Source organism: Thermus aquaticus, assembly GCF_001280255.1.
In the GTDB taxonomy this organism is placed as follows: Bacteria; Deinococcota; Deinococci; order Deinococcales; family Thermaceae; genus Thermus; species Thermus aquaticus.
Map to the genome: position 1 here is coordinate 517,069 of NZ_LHCI01000106.1, position 20,729 is coordinate 537,797.

Genomic DNA, 20,729 nt, shown 5'->3' on the forward strand with positions numbered 1-20,729 from the left:
CGTGAAACACTAGCCCTCCCGCCTCAGGTGGACCAACAGGGCGGTGAGGTCCGAGTCCCGCACCCCGGGCACCCGGGCGGCCTCCGCCAGGGTGCGGGGGCGGAAACGGGAAAGCTTCTCCACCGCCTCGCGCGAAAGCCCCGGGACCCTGGGGTAGTCCAGCCCCTCGGGCAGGCGCAGGGCCTCCAGGTCCCGCATCTTCTCCCGGAGCTTCTCCTGCCTCTCTATGTAGCCGGCGTACTTGGCCCGGATCTCCACCTGCTCCCGCTCCTCCGGGGAAAGGGGGGTGGGGGAGGGGAAGCGCTCCAGAAGGGCCTCGTAGGTGTTCTCGGGCCGCCTCAGCCACTGGAGGCCGCTCACCCCGTCCACCCGCAGGGCCTCGAGGCGCCTAAGCTCGGCCTCCACCCGGGCGTACTTGGCCCGCACCCGCTCCAGGTCCTCCCTGGGCCTCAGGCCCCAGGCCACGGCCAGGGGGACCAGGCGCTCGTCGGCGTTGTCGGCCCGGCAGAGAAGCCTTAGCTCCACCCGGCTGGTCATCATCCGGTAAGGCTCGTCGGTCCCCCGGCCCACCAGGTCGTCCACCATGACCCCGATGTACCCCGTCTCCCGGCCCAGGTGGACCTCGGGCAGTCCAAGGGCGTACCGGGCGGCGTTCAACCCGGCCAGAAGCCCCTGGGCGGCGGCCTCCTCGTACCCCGAAGTGCCGTTCACCTGCCCGGCGCTGAAAAGCCCGGGCAGAAGGCGGGACTGGAGGCCCCGGGTGAGCTCGGTGGGGTCCAGGCTGTCGTACTCCACGGCGTAGGCGTAGCGCTGGATCACCGCCCGGGAGAAGCCGGGAAGGCTTCGCACCATCTCCTCCTGGAGCTCGGGGGGAAGGCTTGAGGAGAAGCCCTGCAGGTAGACCTCGCTGGTGGCAAGGCCGTCGGGCTCCACGAAGAGGAGGTGGCTCTCCTTGTCGGCGAAGCGCACCACCTTGTCCTCAATGGAGGGGCAGTAGCGGGGCCCGATGCCCTGAATGTCCCCGGCGTAGAGGGGGGAAAGGTGCAGGTTCTCCAGGATGAGCCGGTGGGTTCTCCCCGTGGTGCGGGTCTGCCAGGTGGGAAGCCGGTCGGCATAGGGGCCGGGCCTCCCCGTGAAGCTCCCCGGAGGCACCTCGGGGGGGACCAGGCTAAGCTCCGAGAAGTCCACGGAGTCCGCCCGGATCCGGGGCGGGGTCCCGGTCTTGAAGCGGCGCAGGCTGTGCCCCACCGCCCTCAGGCTCTGGGAGAGGAAGCGGGCCGGGGGCTCCCCCTGCCTTCCGGCGGGACGGGACTTCCGCCCGTACCAGACCACTCCGGAGAGGAAGGTCCCCCCCGCCACCACCACCGCCCTAGCGGGGATGCCCCGGCCGTCCACGGTGCGCACCCCAAGGAGCCTTCCCCCCTCCACCCAGAGCGAGGCCACCTCTCCCCGCACCACGGCGATGGGCCTTTCCGACAGGATCTCCTGGGCCTTTAGGGCGTAGAGGTCCCGGTCCACCTGGACCCTAAGGCTCTGCACCGCCGGGCCCTTGGAGCGGTTTAGGACCCGGGTGTGGATGGCGGCGGCGTCCGCCGCCCGTCCCATGAGCCCCCCTAGGGCCACCAGCTCGGCCACCAGCTGGCTCTTCCCCGGCCCCCCCACCGCCGGGTTGCAGGGCATCATGCCGATGCGCTCCGGGTTCACGGTGACCAGGGCCACCCGGACCCCCAGGGCGGCCGCAGCCCAGGCGGCCTCGAGGCCCGCGTGCCCCCCACCCACCACCACCACGTCGTACCCCATCCCGCCCTCCACTTTACCCAAGGCCCTGGCGTAGAATGTTCCCTTGGACGGGGGGTGGCCTTGACGCACGAGGCGGTCTGGCAGCACGTTCTGGAGCACATCCGCCGCAACATCACCGAGGTGGAGTACCACACCTGGTTTGAAAGGATCCGCCCCCTGGGTATCCGGGAGGGGGTTTTGGAGCTGGCGGTGCCCACCTCCTTCGCCCTGGACTGGATCAAGCGGCACTACGCCCCCCTGATCCAGGAGGCTTTAGGCCTCCTGGGGGCCCAGGTACCCCGCTTTGAGCTTTTGGTGGTGCCCGGAGCCGCCCAGCCGGTCCAGGTGGACATCTTCCAGGCCGCCCCCCAGGCCGACCAGGGGAAGTCCAAGCTCAACCCCAAGTACACCTTTGAGAACTTCGTGGTGGGGCCCAACAACAACCTGGCCCACGCCGCGGCCGTGGCCGTGGCCGAGTCGCCCGGCAAGGCCTACAACCCCCTTTTCATCTACGGGGGGGTGGGCCTGGGCAAGACCCACCTCATGCACGCCGTGGGCCACTCGGTGGCCAAGCGCTTCCCCAGCCTCAAGATTGAGTACGTCTCCACCGAAACCTTCACCAACGAGCTCATCAACGCCATCCGCGAGGACCGCATGGCGGAGTTCCGGGAGCGGTACCGCTCTGTGGACCTCCTCCTGGTGGACGACATCCAGTTCATCGCCGGCAAGGAAAGGACGCAGGAGGAGTTCTTCCACACCTTCAACGCCCTCTTTGAGGCCCACAAGCAGATCATCCTCTCCTCCGACCGCCCTCCCAAGGACATCCTCACCCTCGAGGCCCGCCTGAGGAGCCGCTTTGAGTGGGGGCTCATCACCGACATTCAGCCCCCCGATCTGGAGACCCGCATCGCCATCCTGAAGATGAACGCCGAGCAGAGGGGCCTCCGCATCGGCGAGGACGTCCTGGAGTACATCGCCCGCCAGGTCACCTCCAACATCCGCGAGCTGGAGGGGGCCCTGATGCGGGTGGTGGCCTACGCCTCCTTAAACGGCGTGGAGCTCACCCGCCAGGTGGCCGCCAAGGCCCTCTCCGACATCTTCGCTCCCCGGGAGGTAGAGGTGGACCCCCAGGAGATCGTGCGGGCGGTGGCGGAGCACTTCGGCCTCCGCCCGGAGGACCTGGTGGGGGGCGGCCGGCGCAAGGAGGTGGTCCTGCCCCGGCAGATGGCCATGTTCTTGGTGCGGGAACTCACCCGGGCCTCTTTGCCCGAGATCGGCCAGCTCTTTGGGGGCCGGGACCACACCACGGTGCTCTACGCCATCCAAAAGGTTCAGGAGCTCTCGGAAAGCGACCGGGAGGTCCAGGCCATCCTGCGCGCCCTCAGGGAGAAGGTGGGGTGAGGCCTGTGGATAACCTGTGGATAACCCTGTGGATAACCCGGCCCAACCTGTGGATAACCCTGTGGACAACCTGTGGAAAACTGGGGGGTCCTCGAGGCCTGTGGATAACCCGCCACTTATCCACACCTTATCCACAGGCCAAGCCCGGTTTTCCACAGGAGTTATCCACAGGCCCTTTGCCCTCCAGGAGGGCTTTTTCCTCCCTTTATCCACATATCCACAGGCCCTATTACTACTACGGCTATTCTTTTAAGATCTTTAAAAGAGCCTTTAGTAACAGTAAAAGAAGGAGGACCCCAAAATGCGCGTAACCCTTCCCAAAAACCTGTTGGCCGAGAGGATCGCCCTCCTGGAACGGGTCATCCCCTCTAGAAGCTCCAACCCCCTTCTTACCTACCTGGGCCTGGCGGCCGAAAAGGACGCCCTGGTCCTTTTCGGCAGCAACGGCGAGGTGGACCTGGAGGTGCGCCTTCCCGCCCAGCTGGAGGGCGAAGGGCGGTACCTGATCCCCTCTCAGCCCTTCTTCCAGCTGGTGCGAAGCCTTCCCGGCGAGACGGTGGAGCTCAGCCTGGGAAGCGAGCTGGCCCTGGCCTCGGGGCGCTTCACCACCCGGCTGGCCCTGGCCCCCATGGAGGGCTACCCCGAGCTCCTCTTCCCCGACCTAGAGGGTGGGGAGGAGGCCTTCACCCAGCGGGCCCAGTTCCTGGCGGAGGAGCTTCAGCGGGCCCTTTCCCAGGTGCGCTACGCCGCTAGCAACGAGGAGTACCGGGCCATCTTCCGGGGGGTGCAGCTGGAGTTCTCCGACCGGGGCTTCCGGGCCGTGGCCTCGGATGGCTACCGCCTGGCCCTCTTTGACCTGGAGAGGCCCCAGCCCTTCACCAAGAAGGCCGTGGTCCCGGCCAGGAGCGTGGACGAGCTGGTGCGGGTCCTGAGGAGCGCCGAGGGCGAGGTGGTCCTGGCCCTGGGGCCCGGCACCCTGGGCCTGGCGGTGCGGCAGGAGGAGGGGGCCTTGCGCATGGCAGTGCGGCTCATGGAGGGGGAGTTTCCCGACTACGAGCGGGTGATCCCCAAGGAGTTCCCCCTCAAAGCGGCCTTGGACGTGGAACCCTTCCGGGAGGCCCTGAAGCGGGTCTCGGTCCTGGCCGACAAGCAGAACCATCGGGTGGACCTCTTCCTGGAGGAGGGGCGGGTCCTCCTTTCCGCCGAGGGGGACTACGGCAAGGGGCAGGAGGAGATTTTCGTTTCCCTGGAGGGGGCTCCTATGAGCCTGGCCTACAACGCCCGCTACCTCCTCGAGGCCCTGGCCCCCCTTTCGGGCCGGGCGGAGCTGGGCTTCTCGGGGCCCACCAGCCCCACCCTGGTGCGCCCCCTGGAGGAGGGGGGCTACCAGGCGGTGGTGGTGCCCCTCCGGGTGTAAGCTAGAGGACGGGTGGAGGAAGCGTTTCCAGTTGCTTCCTCCCATGAGGGAGGTTGCCATGACCACGATTGTGAGCGTGAGGGCGCGGGAAGTCCTGGACTCCCGGGGCTTTCCCACGGTAGAGGCCGAGGTGGAGCTGGAAGGGGGGGTGAGGGGCCGGGCCATGGTTCCCTCCGGGGCCTCCACCGGCACCCACGAGGCCCTGGAGCTTAGGGACGGAGGCCGGCGCTATCTGGGCAAGGGCGTGCGCCGGGCGGTAGAGAACATCCTGGAGCGCATCGCTCCCGAGCTCATCGGCCGGGATGCCCTGGACCAGGAGGGGGTGGACCGCGCCATGCTGGAGCTGGACGGCACCCCCAACAAGGCCAATCTGGGGGCCAACGCCATCCTGGCCGTTTCCCTGGCCACGGCCCGGGCGGCGGCCGAGGCCTTGGGGCTTCCCCTTTACCGCTACCTAGGGGGCGTGCAGGGGGTGGTCCTCCCGGTGCCCCTCATGAACGTCATCAACGGGGGCAAGCACGCCGACAACCGGGTGGACTTCCAGGAGTTCATGCTGGTGCCGGCCGGGGCGGAAAGCTTCCGGGAGGCCCTGAGGATCGGGGCCGAGGTCTTCCACCACCTCAAGGGGGTTCTGAAGGAGAGGGGCTACAGCACCAACGTGGGCGATGAGGGCGGTTTCGCCCCGGACCTCAAGAGCAACGAGGAGGCGGTGGAGCTCCTCCTCATGGCCATTGAGCGGGCGGGCTACACCCCGGGCCAGGAGGTCTCCCTGGCCCTGGACCCCGCCATGAGCGAGCTCTACCGGGACGGCAGGTACCACCTGGAGGGGGAGGGGAAGGTCCTGACCTCCGAGGAGATGGTGGCCTTCTGGGAGGCCTGGGTGGAGAAGTACCCCATCCGCTCCCTCGAGGACGGGCTGGCCGAGGACGACTGGGAGGGCTGGCGCCTCCTCACCGAGCGTCTTGGGGGCAAGGTGCAGCTGGTGGGGGACGACCTCTTCGTCACCAACCCCGAGAGGCTCAAGCGGGGGATTGAGGCCGGGGTGGCCAACGCCATCCTGGTGAAGGTGAACCAGATCGGCACCCTCTCCGAGACCCTCGAGGCCATCCGCCTGGCCCAGCGGGCCGGCTACCGGGCGGTCATCAGCCACCGCTCGGGGGAGACGGAAGACAGCTTCATCGCCGATCTGGCGGTGGCGGTCAACGCCGGCCAGATCAAGACGGGCTCGCTTTCCCGCTCCGACCGTCTGGCCAAGTACAACCAGCTTCTGCGCATAGAGGAGGAGCTGGGACCGGCGGCCCGCTTCCTGGGTTATGGGGCCTTTTAAGCGCACCAAGATCGTGGCCACCCTGGGCCCGGCCACGGACTCCCTAGAGGCCATCCGCGCCCTGGCCGAGGCGGGGGCGGACGTCTTCCGGATGAACTTCAGCCACGGGGCTCCCGAGGACCACAAGCGGCGGGCAGCCTGGGTGCGGCAGGTCTCCGAGGAGCTAGGCCGGACCCTGGCCCTCCTTCAGGACCTCCAGGGGCCCAAGATCCGCATCGGCCGCTTCAAGGAGGGCCGGGTGGAGCTAAAGCCCGGCCAGCCCTTCGTCCTCACCCGCGTTCCCCTCGAGGGGGACGAGACCCGGGTTTCCCTTACCTACCGGGGCCTGCCCGATGACGTGGTGCCAGGCCAGGTCCTCCTCCTGGACGACGGGCGGATCCGCCTCCGGGTGGAGCGGGTGGTGGGGGACGAGATCCACACCGTGGTGGAGGTGGGGGGGGTCCTTTCCGACAACAAGGGCATCAACGTCCCCGGGGCCGACCTCTCCATCCCCGCCCTCTCGGAGAAGGACATCCAGGACCTGGCCCTGGGGGCGGAGATCGGCGTGGACTGGGTGGCCGTCTCCTTCGTGCGCACCCGGGACGACCTTCTTCTCGCCCGCCACTACCTGGCCCGCTACGGCTCCCGCGCCCGCCTCATGGCCAAGATTGAGAAGCCCTCGGCGGTGGAGCGGTTTGAGGAGATCCTGGAGGAGGCGGACGGCATCATGGTGGCCCGGGGGGACCTGGGGGTGGAGATGCCCCTGGAGGAGGTCCCCATCGTGCAAAAGCGCATCATCCTCCGGTGCATCGCCGCCGGAAAGCCCGTGATCACCGCCACCCAGATGCTGGAGTCCATGGTGCAAAACCCAAGACCCACCCGGGCCGAGGCCTCCGACGTGGCCAACGCCATCTTTGACGGCACCGACGCCGTGATGCTCTCCGCCGAGACCGCCGCCGGCAAGTACCCGGTGGAGGCGGTGGCCATGATGGCCCGGATAGCCAGGACGGTGGAGGCCTCCCCGGAGTTTATCCAGAAGCTCAACGTCCTGAGGCCCGCCCCCACGCCCACCACCCAGGACGCCATCGCCCAGGCCGCCGACGACATTGTGGAGGCGGTGGGGGCCAGGGCCATCGTGGTCTTCACCGCCACCGGGGGCTCCGCCCGGCGCATCGCCCGCACCAGGCCCCAGGTGCCCATCCTGGCCCTGACCCCAAACCCCGAGGTCCGCAACCAGCTGGCCTTGGTCTGGGGCGTGATTCCCCACCTGGCCCCCGACCCCCGGGACACCGACGACATGGTGCGCCTGGCCCTCGAGGCCGTGAAGGCCCTGGGCCTGGCCCAGGTGGGGGAGCGGGTGGTCATCGCCGCCGGGGTGCCCTTCGGCGTGCGGGGCACCACCAACCTCATCCGGGTGGAGCGGGTGGCCTAAGTACCCCACCGCGGCTTTTGCCGCGGTGGGGGCCCCAGAAAAGCCCTTCCACACCCCCGACTTTTGGCACCCCGTGTTGCGAAACCAAAGTGCGGGCACTTAATACCACCCCTTGCTGGCGCAAGCCAGCATGGGGCCCCGGCAAGGGGTATAGAGGGCCCGGGGCCCCAAAGGGGCCCCGGAGGGAGGGAGTGGACCGGTCTACTTGACCGGGGGACGGGACTTGAGCACGTCCTGTGGGGAGAGGGCCTTGGCCCTGGCCGCCTTGACCTCGGCGGCGGTGATGGGCTTGGCCTTAGACTTGGCGAAGGTGGTGAGGACGTAGTTGAGGACGTCGGCCACTTCCTGGTCCTTGAGCTGGCGGAAGGGGGGCATCACGCCGTTATAGGTCTTGCCCTCCACGGTCAGGGGGCCCTGCAGGCCGTAAAGGACCACCCGGACCAGGTACTCCCGCCCCCCCTTGGCCTGGACCACCTTGTCCAGGTGGGTAAGGGGTGGGAAAACGCCAGGGATGCCTTGGCCGTTCGCCTGGTGGCAGCTTTGGCAATGGGCGGAGTAGAGTTTGGCCCCAGGACTTTGGGCCAGGGCCAAGAGTCCCAGGAAACCCAAAAGGGGCAGAAGGCGCTTCATGGTTTCATAGTACGCCGGGGCCTCCCTCTCAGGCCAGGGGCATTTGTCCTGGGGTGTGGGCGCACCGGGGATCGGCGGCCAGGTAATCCCCGGTCTCGGCCCAGGCCCGGGCCCGGCTTCCCCCGCGGATCTCCCGGTACTCGCACAGGCCGCATTTCCCCTTGAGGAGCGCCTTGTTGCGGAGCTCCTGGAAAAGGGGCTTTCCCGGTAGATTTCCAAAAGGGGGCGTTCCCGCACGTTTCCGGCCGACAGGGGCAGGAAGCCCGAGGGATAGACCTCCCCCGTGGAGGAGACGAAGACAAAGCCGAATCCGTCGGAGAGGTGGATCCCCCGCCCCTCCCCCACCAAAGCCCCATCCTCCCCACCCTCCTTCCGCCTGCGCTCCAGGGCCACCCGGCGGAACATGGGGCCCTCGGTGGTGCGCACCTTGAAGGGGTAGCGGCGGGATAGGTCGTAGAGGAGGGGCATGACCTCCTCGTACTCCTGCGGCGAAAGCTGGTCCAAAAGGGCTCCCCGGCCTACGGGGACCAGGAAGAAGACCTCCCAGGTGGCTACCCCCTTGGCCGCCAGGATCTCGGCGATGCCGGGAAGTTCCCGCCAGGTGCGCTGGGACACCGTGGTGTTGACCTGGGTCATCAGGCCCACCTCCCGGGCCCAGTCCAGGGCCTTCAGGGCCAGGGCGAAGGTGCCCTCCACCCCCCGGAAGCCGTCGTGGGCCTCGGGGTTCGCCCCATCCAGGGAGATGGCCATCTGGTGGACCCCTAAGGCCTTAAAGCGGGCCACCACCTCCCGGGTGAGGCGGGGGGTCACGGCGGGGGTTTTCCTCTATACCCCCAGTCTAAGGGCCAGGGCCTCCACCCTAGCCCGGTCCAGGGGCCCCCCGTGGCCCAGATAGACCCACTCCGCCTCCAGGTCCAGGATCTTGCGCACCGTGCGCCGAGCCAGCTCGTGGTCCTCGTTGATGAACCTGGGGGGAAGGCCCCCGCCCCTCAGGGCGTCCCCCGCCAGGAGGACCTTTTCCCGGTAAAGGCCCACCTGGCCCAGGGTGTGGCCGGGCAGGGCCACCACCCGCCAGCCATGGACCTCTTCCCCTTCCTCCACGGGCACCAAGGCCTCCTTGGGGATGGGCGGGCCCAGGTTGGCCAGGGCCTTGCCCAAAAGGGGGATGGGCAGGGGCGGGCGGGGTCTTTCCCCGGTCAGGTAGGGCCACTCCCTGGGGTGGGCCAGGACGGGGAGGCCAAAGCGCTCCCAGAGGGCTCTAGCCCCGCCGCTATGGTCCAGGTGGTGGTGGGTGAGGAAGAGGAGCCGGGGCGGGGTCTTGAGGAGGGCAAGAAGCCTCCTGGCCTCCCAAGGGAGGCCCGCGTCCACCAGGAAGTAACCCTCCTCCAGGGGGACGCGGTAGAGGTTGGCGGCGAAGCGCAGGACCTCAGGCCCGCTCACGGACCCGCTCCACCCCCATCTCCTCCAGAGCCTTGCGGATGCCCTCCGGGTCTATCCCCGCCTGGCGGTGGAGGCTCGGGATGGGCCCGTGCTCCAGGAAGCGGTCGGGAAGGCCCAGGACCCGGACCTCGGGCCTCAGGCCCATCTCGTTCAGGGCCTCCAGGACGGCGCTCCCGAAGCCGCCCATCTTCTGGTGGTCCTCCACGGTGAGGAGCTTGTAGCGGGAAAGCTTCCTTAGCATCTCCCGGTCCAGGGGCTTGAGGAAGCGGGCGTTCACCACGCCCACCCTGGGGTCGTCCCCGGCGGCCTCGAGGGCGTACCTCAGGGTCTTGCCGAAGGCCAGGATGTAGACCTCCGTCCCCTCCTTAAGGACCTCCCAGGTACCCCAGGCGATCTCCGGCCAGAGGCCCTCCTCCACCCGCTCCACGTTGTCCCGAGGGTAGCGGATGGCCACGGGGCCCCCGACCTCCAGGGCCTTCTTGAGCATGGCCCGAAGCTCCAGGGCGTCCTTGGGGGCGGCGATCTGGAAGTTGGGAATCGTCCTCAGGTAGGCGATGTCAAAGACCCCGTGGTGGGTGGGCCCGTCCGCCCCCACCACCCCGGCCCGGTCTATGGCGAAGACCACCGGCAGGTTCTCTATGGCCACGTCGTGGATGGCCTGGTCGTAGGCCCTTTGGAGGAAGGTGGAGTAGATGGCCACGATGGGCTTCATGCCCTTAAGGGCTAGGCCCGCCGCCGTGGTCACGGCCACGTCTTCGCAGATGCCCACGTCCAGGTAGCGCTCGGGGTGCTCTATGGAGTAGCGCACCAGCCCCGAGCCCTCCCGCATGGCAGGGGTGATGACGAAAAGCTTGGGCTCCAGGTGGGCCAGCTCCGTGACCGCATCCCCGAAGGCCTGGCTCCAGCTATAGCCCTTGGAGACCTTCTCCGGCTTCTCGGGGTTGAAGCCGGGGGGGCCGTGCCAGTAGATGGGGTCGGCCTCGGCCACCTTGTAGCCCTTGCCCTTCTTGGTGACCACGTGGAGGAGCGTGGGGCCCTCCAGCTCCTTGAGGTGCTCCAGGATGTGGATGAGACCCTTGAGGTCGTGCCCGTCCACGGGGCCCACGTAGCGGATTCCCCAGGCGTAGAAGGGGTTCTCCTGGTGAAGGAGGAGCTTGGCCGCCTCCTTGGCCCGGTCCACCAGGCCAAAGAGCTGGGGAGAGATGCGCTCCAGGATGTTTCGGCCCAGCTTCTCCGCGTCCTGGACCCACTTTCTTATTTGGAGTTCCTTGAAGTACTTGTTGAGGGCCCCCACGTTCTCGGAAATGCTCATCTCGTTGTCGTTGAGGATGATGAGCATCCGCTTCTGGAGCTCCCCGATCTTGTTGAGGGCTGCTAAGGCCATCCCCCCCGTCAGGGCCCCGTCCCCGATCACCGCCACCACGTGGTGGTCCTCCCCCCGGAGGTCCCGGGCGAGGGCCATGCCCAGGGCGTTGGCCAAGGAGGTGGAGGCGTGCCCTACGGTGATGGCGTCGTGGGGGGACTCGGAGACCTTGGTGAAGCCGGAGATCCCCCCTTCCTGGCGCAGGGTGTGGAAGCGGTCCTTGCGCCCGGTGACCAGCTTGTGGGCGTAGGCCTGGTGGCCCACGTCAAAGAGGATCTTGTCCTTAGGGGACTGGAAGACCCGGTGCAGGGCCAGGATGAGCTCCACCGCCCCCAAGGAGCTGGCCAGGTGGCCGCCGTTTTGCGCCGTGACCCGGATGATCTCGCTCCGTATCTCCTCGGCCAGGAGGAGAAGCTCCTCCAGGCTAAGGTTCTTAAGGTCCTCGGGGCCGTTTACCTTTTCCAAGACCATGCTTCACCTCTAGCGGAAGTTGCGCTCCACCAGGATCCGCCCCTCCCGGGTGCGCACCTCCCCCACCCTGGGGGCGAACCAGACCTCGCGGATGTCCTGGCTTCGGCTGTCCCGGAAGGTCTGGCGGATGCGGTAGATGCGGAAGGTCCCCGCCGGCACCCGCACCTCCCGCTCCTCCAGGACCTCCATCTCGTAGGCCAGGGTGCCCTGGGCCAGGGGCTCCCGGCCCGAGGGGGTGAGGAGCTCCACCCTGACCTCCGTGCTCCCGCCCCAGCGCTGGCCGGGGGCCAGGAGGGCCTCGGGGGGGTACTCCAGGAGGGGAGGGGAGAAGACCACCCGGGCCGAGGGCTCCTGGAATCCCAGAAGCCTCACGCCGAAGGCCCCCACCTGGCGGAAGTAGGTCCGGTCCTCCCCCCGGCCAAAGACCCGGAAGCGGAGGGCCCCCTGCCCCTCATAGGCCGCCGGGCCTTCCACCCGCATGCGGTAGGGCGGGGAGGATAGGGGCTCTCCCTCGGGCACGTAGACCCACTCCAGCCCGGTGCTGGCGGGGTAGAAGGCCTTCTCCTCCAGAAGGGGGCGAGCCTCCGGGGCTTGGGTCACCTGGGGGGCGCAGGCGGCGAGGGCCAGGGCGAGGGCCATGAGATACCGCTTCATGGTACGGAGTTTACCGCCTACCTTCCCGTAGGCTGGCCAACACTTCCCGGAGGTCGGCCAGGTGGGCCTCCAGCCTTCTGGCGGCCTCCAGGTCCCCCTTGGCCAGAGCCCTTTCCGCCGCCAGGCTCTCCAGGAGGGCCACAAGCCGCCTCCTTTCCTCCCGCACCTCTTCCAGGGCCATCTCTAGCTCCTCCCGCGTCTTGGGGAGGAGGTGGGGGGCGGCCAGGGCCTGGGAAAGCTCCCTTTCCCGCCCCTCCAGGGCCTTGAAGGCGGCCTCCACCTCGCGAAAGTCCACCAGCCCCTTCAGGTGGCGGCGCGCCCAGGCCCACCCCTCCTGGGGGCGGAGGAGGTAGGCCAGGGCCAGGAGGAGGAGGGCGAGGAGGAGGATCTCCAGGACCTGGGGCATCTAGGCCTGGCCCAGCTCCCGCTTGAGGCGGAGGAGCTCCTCCTCCACCTCCTTGTCGGCGGACAGGGCGGAAAGCTCCTTGTCCAGGTCCTGGCCGTCCAGCTCCTTCAGGGCCTCGTGCCGGTCCTCCATGGCCAGGATGCGGGCCTCCATCTCTTCAAAGGCCTCGAGGGCCGGGTGCCTTTCCAGCCGGGACCCCATGCGGCGCACGGCCTCGGCGGCCTCCACCCCCTTCTTGCGGGCCAGAAGGAGCTTCTTCCTGGCCTCGGCCTCGTCTATCTTGGCCTCGAGGGCCTTCAGCTGGGTCATGAGGCGGTCGGTGAGGCCCTTCTGCTCCTCAAGCTGGGCCTTGAAGCCTTCGGCCAGGTCCAAAGCCCGCTTCCTGCGCCTCAGGGCCTCCTTGGCCAGGTCCTCGCGCCCGGCCTTCAAGGCCTCCTTGGCCTTCTCTTCCCAGAGGGCGGCCTCCTTTAGGTGGCTTTCCACCTCCCGCTCCAGGCGCTTGGCCTCGGCCATGGCGGCCGCCACCTGCTCCCGGGCCTCCTTGAGGGCCTCTTTCATGTCCAGGACGGCCTGCTCAATGATCTTCTCCGGGTCCTCGGCCCGGCGGAGAAGGTCGTTGAGGTTGGCCCGGATGAGCCGGCTGATGCGGTCCAGCAGGTTCATCACTTACCTCCAAGAAGAGTATGCCACACCCCGGGTTGACGGGAAGGAAAACCGGGGGTAGGGTGGCTCTGGGACGTGGTTCGGGCGGAGGCCATCACCAGAATCCCCTTCGTCCTAGGCTCTTTGGCCGCCCCGGTCCTCCTCTTGGCCTCGGCCCGCTTCCGAAGGCAGGTGGCGGTGTGATACCACCCCATGCTGGCTTGCGCCAGCATGGGGGCCCCGGCAAAAGGTTCCTGGGGAAGTTACTAGACATGGTGGGGGAAACAAGGGTATGAGAAGGTGGATCTGGCTCTTCCTTTTGGGGCTTGGGGCCCTGGCCCAGGGTCGCCTCGAGGCCGGGGCCTACTTCCAGGGCGGGCTTTTCCCCACCCTGGAGGCCGGCTTTGCCCTGGAGGAGGGGGAGGTCTACCTGCGCCTCCAGCCGGGCCGGGGGGGGCTGGGCTACCTGGGGGGGGTCGCCCTGGGGCCCCTCGGCTACCTGGGCTACGGGCTCCAGGGGGAGGTGGGGGAGGGGGGCCTGGGCGGGGCGGTCTTCCTGGAGGGCGGGGCGGGCCCTCTGGCCCTGGAGGGAAGGCTTTCCTACCGCCCCCAAGCGGCTTTTCCCCTTTTCCCCGAGGAGGGGCTTTGGGGGAGGTTCGCCCTCCGCTACCGCCTGGCCCCCAAGGAGGTGGTGGGCCTCCTACTGGAAGGGGGGCGGGCCGAGGCCACCTACGCCCTGAGGGAGGGGGCCACCTACACCCTGGGACTGGGGGTGGCGGGGTTGCCCTACCTGGTCCTGGGCTTTAAGGGGGAGATGGGGGAGGGCGGGGAGGTTCTGGATCTGGCCCTGCGCCTTGGGGGGGTGAACCGCCTCGAGGGGGGCCTTTACTTAGGGGAGGCTAGCCTCCTTTTCATCCTTTCCCATCCTTGGGCGGGTAGCCTCACCCTGTGGCTTGGGGACCTGGGCCTGGAGGCGGGCTTTCGCGAGAGCCCCTACGCCTGGGTCCGCTACGCCTGGAGGTGGCCGTGATGCGCCTATTGCTGACCCTTTTCCTCGTTTTGGCCCCGGCTTTGGCCCAGTCTGTAGAGGAGATCCTGGACCGAGTGGAGAAGAACCTCACCGAGCCCTGGCAGGCGGTGGTGAGGGGCACCTTCCAGGGCCCCTCGGGCCCGGAGGAGCTGGAGGCCAGGGTCTACGCCATCCCCAAGGAGGACCTCTTCCGCATAGAGTTCCTAAAGCCCGCCTCCTTGGAGGGCAACTTCACCGTGATCACCGCCAAGGAGGTCTGGAACTACCTCTACCTCACCAACCAGGTCATCATCTCTCCCCGGGAGAAGGCCCAGGTCCAGGGGCTGGGCTTCTCACCCCAGACCTTCGGGGACCCCAAGGCCCTGGCCAAGGAGGTGAGCCTCCGCCTGGTGGGGGAGGAGCGCCTTCCCGAGGGGGTGGCTTGGAAGCTTGCGGGCCAGGCCAAGGGGAACCAGGGCTTCGCCCAGCTGGAGCTTTACGTCCTCAAGGCCGACCCCCGCCCGGTGCGCTTCCTCTTCCGCGACGAGGGGGGGAAGGTCCTGGCGGACCTAAAGGTGGTGGCCTTCAGGCGGGCGAACCTGACCCCGGCGGCCCTCAAGCGCTACCCTAAAGATGCCCAGGTGGTCCGCCGCTAAGTACCCCGCCGTGGCTCTTGCCACGGCGGGGGCCCCAGAAAAGCCCTTCCAAAGACCAGACTTGGGCACCCCATGTTGCGAAACCAGAGCGCGGGCACTTAGTCGGCGTAAAGGGGGGTGGAGAGGTACTTCCAGCCCCCGTCCGGGCTGATGCAGGCCACCCTCTTCCCGGGGCCCAGTTCCCGGGCCACCTGCAGGGCGGCCCAGACGATGCCCCCGGAGCTCATCCCCAGGAAAAGCCCCTCCTCCCGGGCCAGCCTCCTGGCCAGGGGAAAGGCGTCCTCCTCCCACACCTGGATGACCCCGTCCAGAAGGGAAAGGTCCAGGTTCTCGGGGATGAAGCCGGGACCCATCCCCTGGAACTGGTGCTGGCCCATCCTGCCGCCGGAGAGGACGTTGGAGCGGGCGGGCTCCACGGCGATGACCCGCACCCCTGGGATGCGCTCCTTGAGGTAGCGCCCCACGCCGCTGATGGTGCCGCCGGTCCCCGAGCCGTAGACGAAGGCGTCAATGCGCCCCTCGAGGGCCTCGTAAAGCTCGGGCCCCGTGGTCTCGTAGTGGGCCCGCACGTTGGCGGGGTTTTTGAACTGGTCCGGCATAAAGGCCCCGAGCTCCTCCTTGAGGCGCAAGGCCTCCTCCCTGGCGGCCAGCATCCGCCTTTCGGGGTCGGTGAGGACCAGCTCCGCCCCGAAGGCCCTCAGGACCCGCTTCCTTTCCTCCGACATCTGGGCGGGCATGGTGAGGATGAGGCGGTAGCCCCGGCTGGCGGCGATCATGGCCAGGCCGATGCCGGTGTTGCCGCTGGTGGGCTCCACGATGACCTGGCCGGAGCCGGGGCGCAGGAGGCCCCTTTCCTCGGCGTCCCGGATCATGTACCAGGCGGGGCGGTCCTTGATGGAGCCCCCGGGGTTCTGCCCCTCCAGCTTGACCCAGACCTCGGCCATGCCCGGCTCCACCACCTTCTCCAGGCGCACCACCGGGGTCTTGCCGATCACCCGCTCTACCCGCATACCCCCACTATAGGGCCGTTAAGGTGGGGAAGTGGTGCCTTAGGCAAGGAAGAATCCCCCTTCCAGGGCTTTACCCAAAACTCCTTCCTCGCCCTCCCTTAGCCTGCTTCAAGAGTTCTTGGGTGACTTCATAGTTGAGCAGGCGAACCAGGCCCCTCAGGAGCAGGTACGGACCATCCCTCTCGCTGGGCAGCCCCAGCTTGCCCCCGAGCTGCAAAAGAAACCCCTTGAACGGATCCCCCAACCGCACAGTCGGTGGAGGCGCTTATCGGGGGAAAACGCTCGCAAAACGGCCCGTGAACTCCTGGAGCCTGGCCTCGGCCACCTTGAGCATGTCCATGGATCACCCCCGGTACCAGATACGGGCTGCGCCCGCAAGGGGAGATTTACCACGAAACGGAGATGTGGGTAAAGTCCTGCCCTTCCCCTTTTTTCGGAGGCGGGGTTCTGGTAGGCTAAGGGGAGCAAGCCTCTTTGGGGCCCCTACCCCAAATGAACCCCAGCTTGCGAAAGGGTGAACATGAAGGTTGAACAGGACAGGGTGGTGACCATCCGCTACACCCTCCAGGTGGAGGGGGAGGTCTTGGACCAGGGGGAGCTTTCCTATCTGCACGGGCACGGCAACCTGATCCGGGGCCTCGAGGAAGCGTTGGAGGGCCGGGAGGAGGGCGAGCGCTTCCAGGCCCACGTGCCCGCCGAGAAGGCCTACGGCGCCCACGACCCCGAGGGGGTCCAGGTGGTGCCCCTCTCCGCCTTTCCCGAGGACGCCGAGGTGGCCCCCGGGGCCCAGTTCTACGCCCAGGACATGGAGGGCAACCCCATGCCCCTCACCGTGGTGGAGGTTCAGGGGGAGGAGGTCACCATAGACTTCAACCACCCCCTGGCGGGGAAGGACCTGGACTTTGAGGTGGAGGTGGTCAAGGTGCGGGAGGCCACCCCGGAAGAGATCCTCCACGGCCACGTGCACGAAGGCGGCCACGCCCACTAAGCCTTTGGGCTTTGCGCCCCGGGCCTGGCCCGGGGCTTGACTTTTTTCCCAAGGCGTGGGATAGTAAGGAGTCCCTGGAAAGCCAGGTGGGTTTTCGGGATGCTTAGGAGAAACATGAAGAAGGGTACTGTCAAGTGGTTCAACGCGGAAAAAGGCTACGGGTTCATCCAGCAAGAAGAAGGTCCCGACGTGTTCGTGCACTTCACGGCCATTGAGGCCGACGGCTTCCGCACCCTGAACGAGGGGGAGCAGGTGGAGTTTGAGGTGGAGCCTGGCCGGGGCGGCAAGGGCCCCCAGGCCAAGAAGGTCCGCCGGATCTAAGGCCCCAAGCGGGCAAAAAAGGGCCCCTTTGGGGCCCTTTTCCTTTAGGCTTTAGGCATGCGCATCCTGGTTTCCAACGACGACGGCATCTTCTCCCCGGGCATCAAGGCCCTGGGCCTGGCCATGCGGGCCCTGGGCGAGGTGTACGTGGTGGCCCCGGACGTGGAGCAGTCGGCGGTGGGCCACGGCATCACCGTGCGCCGCCCCTTGCGCTTCAAGCACACCCAAAGCGCCGGCTTTGGGGAGATCCCCGCCTACCGGGTGGACGGCACCCCCGCAGACTGCGTGGTCCTGGGGGTGCACCTTCTGGGGCGGCCCGACCTTCTGGTCTCTGGCATCAACATTGGGGTGAACCTGGGCCTGGACCTGACCCACTCCGGCACCGTGGCGGCGGCCCTGGAGGGCACCTCCTTGGGCATCCCCTCCATCGCCTTCAGCCTGGACACCTCCGGGGAGGAGCTGGACTTCACCGAGGCCGCCCTCTGGGCCCAGCGCCTGGCCCGCTTGGTGGCCGAGAAGGGCCTGCCCAGGGGAATCTTCCTCAACGTTAACTTCCCCGCGGGCACCCCCAAGGGCGTCCTGGTGACCCGCCTTTCCACCCACCACTGGGAGGATAAGGTGGTGGAGCGCCTGGACCCCGAGGGCAGGCCCTACTACTGGATTGCCGGCACCCCGGTGGGCGAGGAAGAGGAGGGCACGGACCTCTGGGCCGTGCGCCGGGGCTATGTCTCCGTGACCCCGGTGAGCCTGGACTTCACGGCCCTGGACTTTCTCCCCGAGGTGGCCCGCTGGGTGGAAGGCCTCTAGAGGAGCCGCACGGGCATTCCCTCCCTTAGACCCAAGGCTTCCCGGGCGCTTCCCCGGTTGACGGCGATCTCCAGAAGCCCTGCGCTTCCCAGGTAAGCCAGGGCCTCCCCCTCCCGGGCCTCCCCGAAGGTGCGGAGGACCCTAAGCCGCTTTCCCGCCACCTCCACCCACCCCCCCAAAGGGGCGGAGAGGAGGGTGGTGATGGCGTTGCCAAAGCGGTCAAAGGTCAGGACCTCCCCCGTGGGCCCTGGGCTGAGCTTTAGGGGCAGGCGCACCAGGTCCTCTACCGGAACCTCGGGTCCCAGGCCTTCCGGGGGAAGCCCCAGGGCCAGGTGGGCGGCGGCGGGGGCGAAGAGGTCCCGGCCGTGGAAGGTGTGCCCCCCGGGTTGCCAGCCGGGGAGGGGGTTTACCCCCTCGGGCCTGGGTGGGGAGAGGGTTTTCAGGAGAAAGGCCTTTTGGGGCGGGTCCAGGAGCCAGGCCAGGGTGAAGATGCCGTTGTCGGGGCCCACGTAAAGGCGCTCACCCCAGGCGGCTACGGCCCGCCTCCCGGTCCCCACCCCGGGGTCCACCACTGCCAGGAGGACGGCTCCCGGGGGCAGGTAGGGCAGGGCCTCAAAGAGGGCGTAGGCGGCCCGGCGCAGGTCCCCTGGGGGCAGGCCGTGGGCCAGGTGGACCACCCTTACCCCGGGGGCCCGGGCCTCGAGGACCGCCTGGACAATGCCGGCGTAAGGGTCCTCGAGGCCAAAATCGGAAAGGAAGTAGACAGGGCGCATGCTAATACCCGCACTTTGGTTTAGCAACGTGGGGTGCCCAAGTCAAGGCTAAGGGCTTTTCTGGGGCCCCCACCGCGGCAAAAGCCGCGGTGGGGTACTTAGAAGCGCCGGAGCCAAGAGGCGGGGAAGAGGGCCAGGACCACCCCCGCCACCACCCAGCCCAAGGAGAGGCCCAGGAGGCTTTCCGCCCGTTCCTTGGCCAGGTAAAGGGCCGCCCCCAGGAGGAAGAAGAGGAGGGTGGGCCCGGGCAGGGCCAGGGCGAAGAGGAGGACGGAGAGGTAGGGGGCCAGGTCCCGGTACCGCTCCTTCAGGACCATGGGGGCGAAGCCCCTGAAGAAGGGCTCCATCAGGGCCAGGCCCAGGAAGGTGAGGAGGTTTAGGGGCAGGGTGGAAAACCCCAGGAGAGGCCGGACCAGGCCGTAGACGAAAAGCAGGAGGACGAGGAGGGGCCCCACCCAGAAACCCTCCACGAAGCCCTGGGGTGGGCCCAGGATTGCGGCGAGCCGTTTCCTCTGCCAAAGGAGAAGCCCCAGGAAGAGGGAAAGCCCTAGGAAGAGGTAGAAGCTGGGCAGGACCTGGTTTTGCTGGTAGGGGGTCACGAGGGCCAGGGCGTTGGCGAAAAGGGCCTTGCCCAGAAGCACGGCCAAGCCCAGGGCCAGAAGGAGGGCCAGGAGGAGAAAGAGGTAGAGGCTCCCGGGCCCCGGCAGGGGGTTTTCCACCACCTCCACGGTGCGTAGGGGCTCAATGCGGCTTTCCCCCAGGAGGATGAGGCCCAGGAAGACCAAAAAGGCCAGAAGCCAGGGCCAGGCCCGCGCCAAAAGGAGGCCCGGCAGGTTCACCAGGCCCGAGAGCTGGGCCAAGGCCGCCTGCCCCCGCGCCCAGTCTCCCTGGCCCAGGTAGGCCAGGACCAGGGTGGAAAGGGCCTTTCGCGCCAGCTCGGGCTGGCCGGCCAGCTCCGGCAACAGGGCCTCCAGGAGGGAGATGGCCTCGTTGGGCCTTCCCGAAAGAAAGAGGAGGCGGCCCTTTTCCAGCCTCTCCTCCAGGCCGGAGTCCAGGACGGAGAGGCCCTCCTCGGGCTTGTCCAGGGCCAGGTAAAGCCGGGCCAGGAGGAGGCAGACCTCAGGGGTGGGGGGAAGGGTCTTTGCCTCCTTCAAGGCCTCCTCGTGGCGCTTCAGGCCCTCGAGGGCCAAGGCCCTTAGAAGCCGCCCTTCCGGCCCCTCGGGCAGGGGAAGGGAGAGGACCTCGGCGGGCTTCCCCTTCAGGAGGAGGAGCCTGGCCCGGAGGAGGGGGGCCTCGGGGTCGTCCCCGAGGCGCTCCAGGTAGGTCGCCGCCTGGTCGGGCTCCTTTTTGTCCAGGTGGATCCGGGTGAGGAGCCGGAGGGCGGGCCGGTGGCTGGGGTCGCCCGCCAGGGCCAGCTCGCAGGTGGCCTGAGCGCTCTCCAGGGCCCCTTGCTGGTAAAGCCTCTGGCAACGGGCGTAATAGGTATCGGCCTCCTGGGCCAGGGCCTGGGAGGCCAGCAGGAAGAGAATGGCAATAAGCCTCATGCCTTCCAGTTTACGCCCGCCCTTGCCGGGAGAATTTGACTCGGTATAATCCTTGGCGGTGATGCGTGTGAACACGTCGCGGATGGAGCCGCCCCCCACGGCGGTCACCGTGGCCAGGACCAGGACCCCCAGGAGGTCAAACCCCTTCTCCACCCCCTTTAAGGCCCCGGTGGCGGCGAAGACCAGGGGGCCCAGCCAGACCAGGGTCTCAACCATCTAAAAGCACCACCGCCCGGGCCTGGACGTGCCTGGGGGCCAGGCCCTCCGAGGTCTTAAAGGTGAGGCCCACCCGGTCCTGGGGAAGGCCCAGGAGGCGGGAGAGGTTTTGGGCCAGGGCCTGCCGGTGGGGGGCAAGCTTGGGCCTGTCCAGGACGATGACCAGGTTGGCCTGGAGGAGCCTCCCTCCCCGGGCCCCCACCAGGTTTAGGGCTTCCTTCAGGAAGATCTCGCTTCGTGTGTCCCGCCACCTGGGGTCGGTGTTGGGGAAGAGGAGGCCGATGTCCCCCAGGCCAAATGCGGCAAGGAGGGCGTCCGTGAGGGCGTGGAGGGCGGCGTCCCCGTCGGAGTGGGCCTTGGCCCCTAAGGGGCTTGGCAGGAGGAGGCCGCAGAGGTAAAGGGGCCGCCCCTCTTCCAGGAGGTGGCTGTCCTCGCCGTAGCCCAGGCGCATGGCTATACTTTAG

Annotated in this window: 20 protein-coding genes and 1 pseudogene; 9 read left to right on the forward strand and 12 right to left on the reverse strand. The window is 68.0% G+C overall.

Annotation, left to right across the window (positions count from 1 at the left end; translation table 11 throughout):
- Nucleotides 1–9: 9 nt before the first annotated feature.
- Nucleotides 10–1,812 (reverse strand): tRNA uridine-5-carboxymethylaminomethyl(34) synthesis enzyme MnmG, encoded by a 1,803-nt coding sequence (mnmG, locus tag BVI061214_RS03765; protein ID WP_282953991.1) that lies wholly within the window; start codon nucleotides 1,810–1,812, stop codon nucleotides 10–12.
- Between the two features lie 48 nt (nucleotides 1,813–1,860).
- On the opposite strand from mnmG, the gene dnaA reads away from it, so the two are divergent.
- The 4 genes from dnaA to pyk all read left to right on the forward strand — a co-directional run bounded on the left by dnaA (nucleotide 1,861) and on the right by pyk (nucleotide 7,335).
- Nucleotides 1,861–3,180 (forward strand): chromosomal replication initiator protein DnaA, encoded by a 1,320-nt coding sequence (gene dnaA, locus BVI061214_RS03770; RefSeq protein WP_053768575.1) that lies wholly within the window; start codon nucleotides 1,861–1,863, stop codon nucleotides 3,178–3,180.
- A 301-nt stretch (nucleotides 3,181–3,481) separates the two neighbouring features.
- Complete coding sequence (gene dnaN / locus BVI061214_RS03775; RefSeq protein WP_053767356.1) at nucleotides 3,482–4,597, forward strand: DNA polymerase III subunit beta; 1,116 nt, start codon at nucleotides 3,482–3,484, stop codon at nucleotides 4,595–4,597.
- Between the two features lie 58 nt (nucleotides 4,598–4,655).
- The gene (gene eno / locus BVI061214_RS03780) at nucleotides 4,656–5,924 is read left to right on the forward strand and encodes a phosphopyruvate hydratase (protein ID WP_053767357.1); all 1,269 of its coding nucleotides are present in this window, start codon (nucleotides 4,656–4,658) and stop codon (nucleotides 5,922–5,924) included.
- Nucleotides 5,911–7,335, forward strand: a complete 1,425-nt coding sequence (gene pyk / locus BVI061214_RS03785) for a pyruvate kinase (RefSeq protein ID WP_053767358.1) — start codon at nucleotides 5,911–5,913, stop codon at nucleotides 7,333–7,335. The genes eno and pyk overlap by 14 nt, the downstream gene beginning before the upstream one ends.
- 201 nt (nucleotides 7,336–7,536) lie before the next feature.
- On the opposite strand, the gene BVI061214_RS03790 is transcribed toward pyk, so the two are convergent.
- From BVI061214_RS03790 to BVI061214_RS03815, 7 genes and pseudogenes are all read right to left on the reverse strand, one after another.
- Entirely contained in the window at nucleotides 7,537–7,965 is a 429-nt protein-coding gene (locus tag BVI061214_RS03790; protein ID WP_053768576.1) for a c-type cytochrome, read from the reverse strand.
- 28 nt (nucleotides 7,966–7,993) lie between these two features.
- Nucleotides 7,994–8,784, reverse strand: a pseudogene (locus tag BVI061214_RS14170) (SPASM domain-containing protein); the annotation flags it as partial.
- A 6-nt stretch (nucleotides 8,785–8,790) separates the two neighbouring features.
- Nucleotides 8,791–9,405, reverse strand: a complete 615-nt coding sequence (locus BVI061214_RS03795) for an MBL fold metallo-hydrolase (RefSeq protein WP_053767359.1) — start codon at nucleotides 9,403–9,405, stop codon at nucleotides 8,791–8,793.
- The gene (gene dxs / locus BVI061214_RS03800) at nucleotides 9,392–11,239 is read right to left on the reverse strand and encodes a 1-deoxy-D-xylulose-5-phosphate synthase (RefSeq protein WP_053767360.1); all 1,848 of its coding nucleotides are present in this window, start codon (nucleotides 11,237–11,239) and stop codon (nucleotides 9,392–9,394) included. The genes BVI061214_RS03795 and dxs overlap by 14 nt, the downstream gene beginning before the upstream one ends.
- A 9-nt stretch (nucleotides 11,240–11,248) precedes the next feature.
- Nucleotides 11,249–11,893, reverse strand: a complete 645-nt coding sequence (locus BVI061214_RS03805) for a hypothetical protein (protein WP_053767361.1) — start codon at nucleotides 11,891–11,893, stop codon at nucleotides 11,249–11,251.
- A gap of 10 nt (nucleotides 11,894–11,903) precedes the next feature.
- The gene (locus BVI061214_RS03810; protein WP_053767362.1) at nucleotides 11,904–12,299 is read right to left on the reverse strand and encodes a hypothetical protein; all 396 of its coding nucleotides are present in this window, start codon (nucleotides 12,297–12,299) and stop codon (nucleotides 11,904–11,906) included.
- Nucleotides 12,300–12,962: a PspA/IM30 family protein gene (locus tag BVI061214_RS03815; protein WP_053767363.1), complete on the reverse strand. Its 663-nt coding sequence runs from the start codon at nucleotides 12,960–12,962 to the stop codon at nucleotides 12,300–12,302. It lies immediately after the preceding gene.
- Between the two features lie 271 nt (nucleotides 12,963–13,233).
- On the opposite strand from BVI061214_RS03815, the gene BVI061214_RS03820 reads away from it, so the two are divergent.
- Nucleotides 13,234–13,971 carry a hypothetical protein gene (locus BVI061214_RS03820; RefSeq protein WP_053767364.1) on the forward strand — a complete coding sequence of 246 codons (738 nt, stop codon included), beginning with the start codon at nucleotides 13,234–13,236 and terminating at the stop codon, nucleotides 13,969–13,971.
- Complete coding sequence (locus BVI061214_RS03825; RefSeq protein WP_053767365.1) at nucleotides 13,971–14,606, forward strand: outer membrane lipoprotein carrier protein LolA; 636 nt, start codon at nucleotides 13,971–13,973, stop codon at nucleotides 14,604–14,606. Before BVI061214_RS03820 ends, BVI061214_RS03825 begins: the two co-directional genes overlap by 1 nt.
- 98 nt (nucleotides 14,607–14,704) lie before the next feature.
- Here BVI061214_RS03825 and cysK read toward each other — a convergent pair whose 3' ends face one another.
- Entirely contained in the window at nucleotides 14,705–15,616 is a 912-nt protein-coding gene (gene cysK / locus BVI061214_RS03830) for a cysteine synthase A (RefSeq protein WP_053767366.1), read from the reverse strand.
- Nucleotides 15,617–16,136: 520 nt separating this feature from the next.
- Here cysK and BVI061214_RS03840 point away from each other — a divergent pair.
- The 3 genes from BVI061214_RS03840 to surE all read left to right on the forward strand — a co-directional run bounded on the left by BVI061214_RS03840 (nucleotide 16,137) and on the right by surE (nucleotide 17,732).
- Nucleotides 16,137–16,604, forward strand: a complete 468-nt coding sequence (locus BVI061214_RS03840) for an FKBP-type peptidyl-prolyl cis-trans isomerase (RefSeq protein WP_053767368.1) — start codon at nucleotides 16,137–16,139, stop codon at nucleotides 16,602–16,604.
- 114 nt (nucleotides 16,605–16,718) lie between these two features.
- On the forward strand, nucleotides 16,719–16,925 hold the full coding sequence (locus BVI061214_RS03845) for a cold-shock protein (RefSeq protein ID WP_053768577.1): 207 nt from the start codon (nucleotides 16,719–16,721) through the stop codon (nucleotides 16,923–16,925).
- Nucleotides 16,926–16,982: 57 nt separating this feature from the next.
- Nucleotides 16,983–17,732 carry a 5'/3'-nucleotidase SurE gene (surE, locus tag BVI061214_RS03850; protein ID WP_003049056.1) on the forward strand — a complete coding sequence of 250 codons (750 nt, stop codon included), beginning with the start codon at nucleotides 16,983–16,985 and terminating at the stop codon, nucleotides 17,730–17,732.
- On the opposite strand, the gene BVI061214_RS03855 is transcribed toward surE, so the two are convergent.
- From BVI061214_RS03855 to ispF, 3 genes are all read right to left on the reverse strand, one after another.
- Complete coding sequence (locus BVI061214_RS03855) at nucleotides 17,729–18,505, reverse strand: SAM hydrolase/SAM-dependent halogenase family protein (RefSeq protein WP_053767369.1); 777 nt, start codon at nucleotides 18,503–18,505, stop codon at nucleotides 17,729–17,731. The genes surE and BVI061214_RS03855 overlap by 4 nt on opposite strands.
- Nucleotides 18,506–18,603: 98 nt before the next feature.
- Nucleotides 18,604–20,265: a TRIC cation channel family protein gene (locus tag BVI061214_RS03860; RefSeq protein ID WP_248841718.1), complete on the reverse strand. Its 1,662-nt coding sequence runs from the start codon at nucleotides 20,263–20,265 to the stop codon at nucleotides 18,604–18,606.
- Nucleotides 20,258–20,716: a 2-C-methyl-D-erythritol 2,4-cyclodiphosphate synthase gene (gene ispF / locus BVI061214_RS03865; protein WP_053767370.1), complete on the reverse strand. Its 459-nt coding sequence runs from the start codon at nucleotides 20,714–20,716 to the stop codon at nucleotides 20,258–20,260. The genes BVI061214_RS03860 and ispF overlap by 8 nt, the downstream gene beginning before the upstream one ends.
- Between the last annotated feature and the right edge of the window lie 13 nt (nucleotides 20,717–20,729).

What these genes read in the sequence shown, in the direction of transcription:
- BVI061214_RS03805 (WP_053767361.1), bottom strand. Translation starts at nt 11,893, where the DNA reads ATGAAGCGGTATCTCATGGCCCTCGCCCTGGCCCTCGCCGCCTGCGCC.
- dnaN (WP_053767356.1), top strand. Translation starts at nt 3,482, where the DNA reads ATGCGCGTAACCCTTCCCAAAAACCTGTTGGCCGAGAGGATCGCCCTC.
- pyk (WP_053767358.1), top strand. Translation starts at nt 5,911, where the DNA reads ATGGGGCCTTTTAAGCGCACCAAGATCGTGGCCACCCTGGGCCCGGCC.
- BVI061214_RS03845 (WP_053768577.1), top strand. Translation starts at nt 16,719, where the DNA reads ATGAAGAAGGGTACTGTCAAGTGGTTCAACGCGGAAAAAGGCTACGGG.
- cysK (WP_053767366.1), bottom strand. Translation starts at nt 15,616, where the DNA reads ATGCGGGTAGAGCGGGTGATCGGCAAGACCCCGGTGGTGCGCCTGGAG.
- BVI061214_RS03790 (WP_053768576.1), bottom strand. Translation starts at nt 7,965, where the DNA reads ATGAAGCGCCTTCTGCCCCTTTTGGGTTTCCTGGGACTCTTGGCCCTG.
- ispF (WP_053767370.1), bottom strand. Translation starts at nt 20,716, where the DNA reads ATGCGCCTGGGCTACGGCGAGGACAGCCACCTCCTGGAAGAGGGGCGG.
- BVI061214_RS03810 (WP_053767362.1), bottom strand. Translation starts at nt 12,299, where the DNA reads ATGCCCCAGGTCCTGGAGATCCTCCTCCTCGCCCTCCTCCTCCTGGCC.
- eno (WP_053767357.1), top strand. Translation starts at nt 4,656, where the DNA reads ATGACCACGATTGTGAGCGTGAGGGCGCGGGAAGTCCTGGACTCCCGG.
- BVI061214_RS03820 (WP_053767364.1), top strand. Translation starts at nt 13,234, where the DNA reads ATGAGAAGGTGGATCTGGCTCTTCCTTTTGGGGCTTGGGGCCCTGGCC.
- BVI061214_RS03815 (WP_053767363.1), bottom strand. Translation starts at nt 12,962, where the DNA reads ATGAACCTGCTGGACCGCATCAGCCGGCTCATCCGGGCCAACCTCAAC.
- BVI061214_RS03840 (WP_053767368.1), top strand. Translation starts at nt 16,137, where the DNA reads ATGAAGGTTGAACAGGACAGGGTGGTGACCATCCGCTACACCCTCCAG.
- BVI061214_RS03855 (WP_053767369.1), bottom strand. Translation starts at nt 18,505, where the DNA reads ATGCGCCCTGTCTACTTCCTTTCCGATTTTGGCCTCGAGGACCCTTAC.
- dxs (WP_053767360.1), bottom strand. Translation starts at nt 11,239, where the DNA reads ATGGTCTTGGAAAAGGTAAACGGCCCCGAGGACCTTAAGAACCTTAGC.
- BVI061214_RS03860 (WP_248841718.1), bottom strand. Translation starts at nt 20,265, where the DNA reads ATGGTTGAGACCCTGGTCTGGCTGGGCCCCCTGGTCTTCGCCGCCACC.
- surE (WP_003049056.1), top strand. Translation starts at nt 16,983, where the DNA reads ATGCGCATCCTGGTTTCCAACGACGACGGCATCTTCTCCCCGGGCATC.
- BVI061214_RS03825 (WP_053767365.1), top strand. Translation starts at nt 13,971, where the DNA reads ATGCGCCTATTGCTGACCCTTTTCCTCGTTTTGGCCCCGGCTTTGGCC.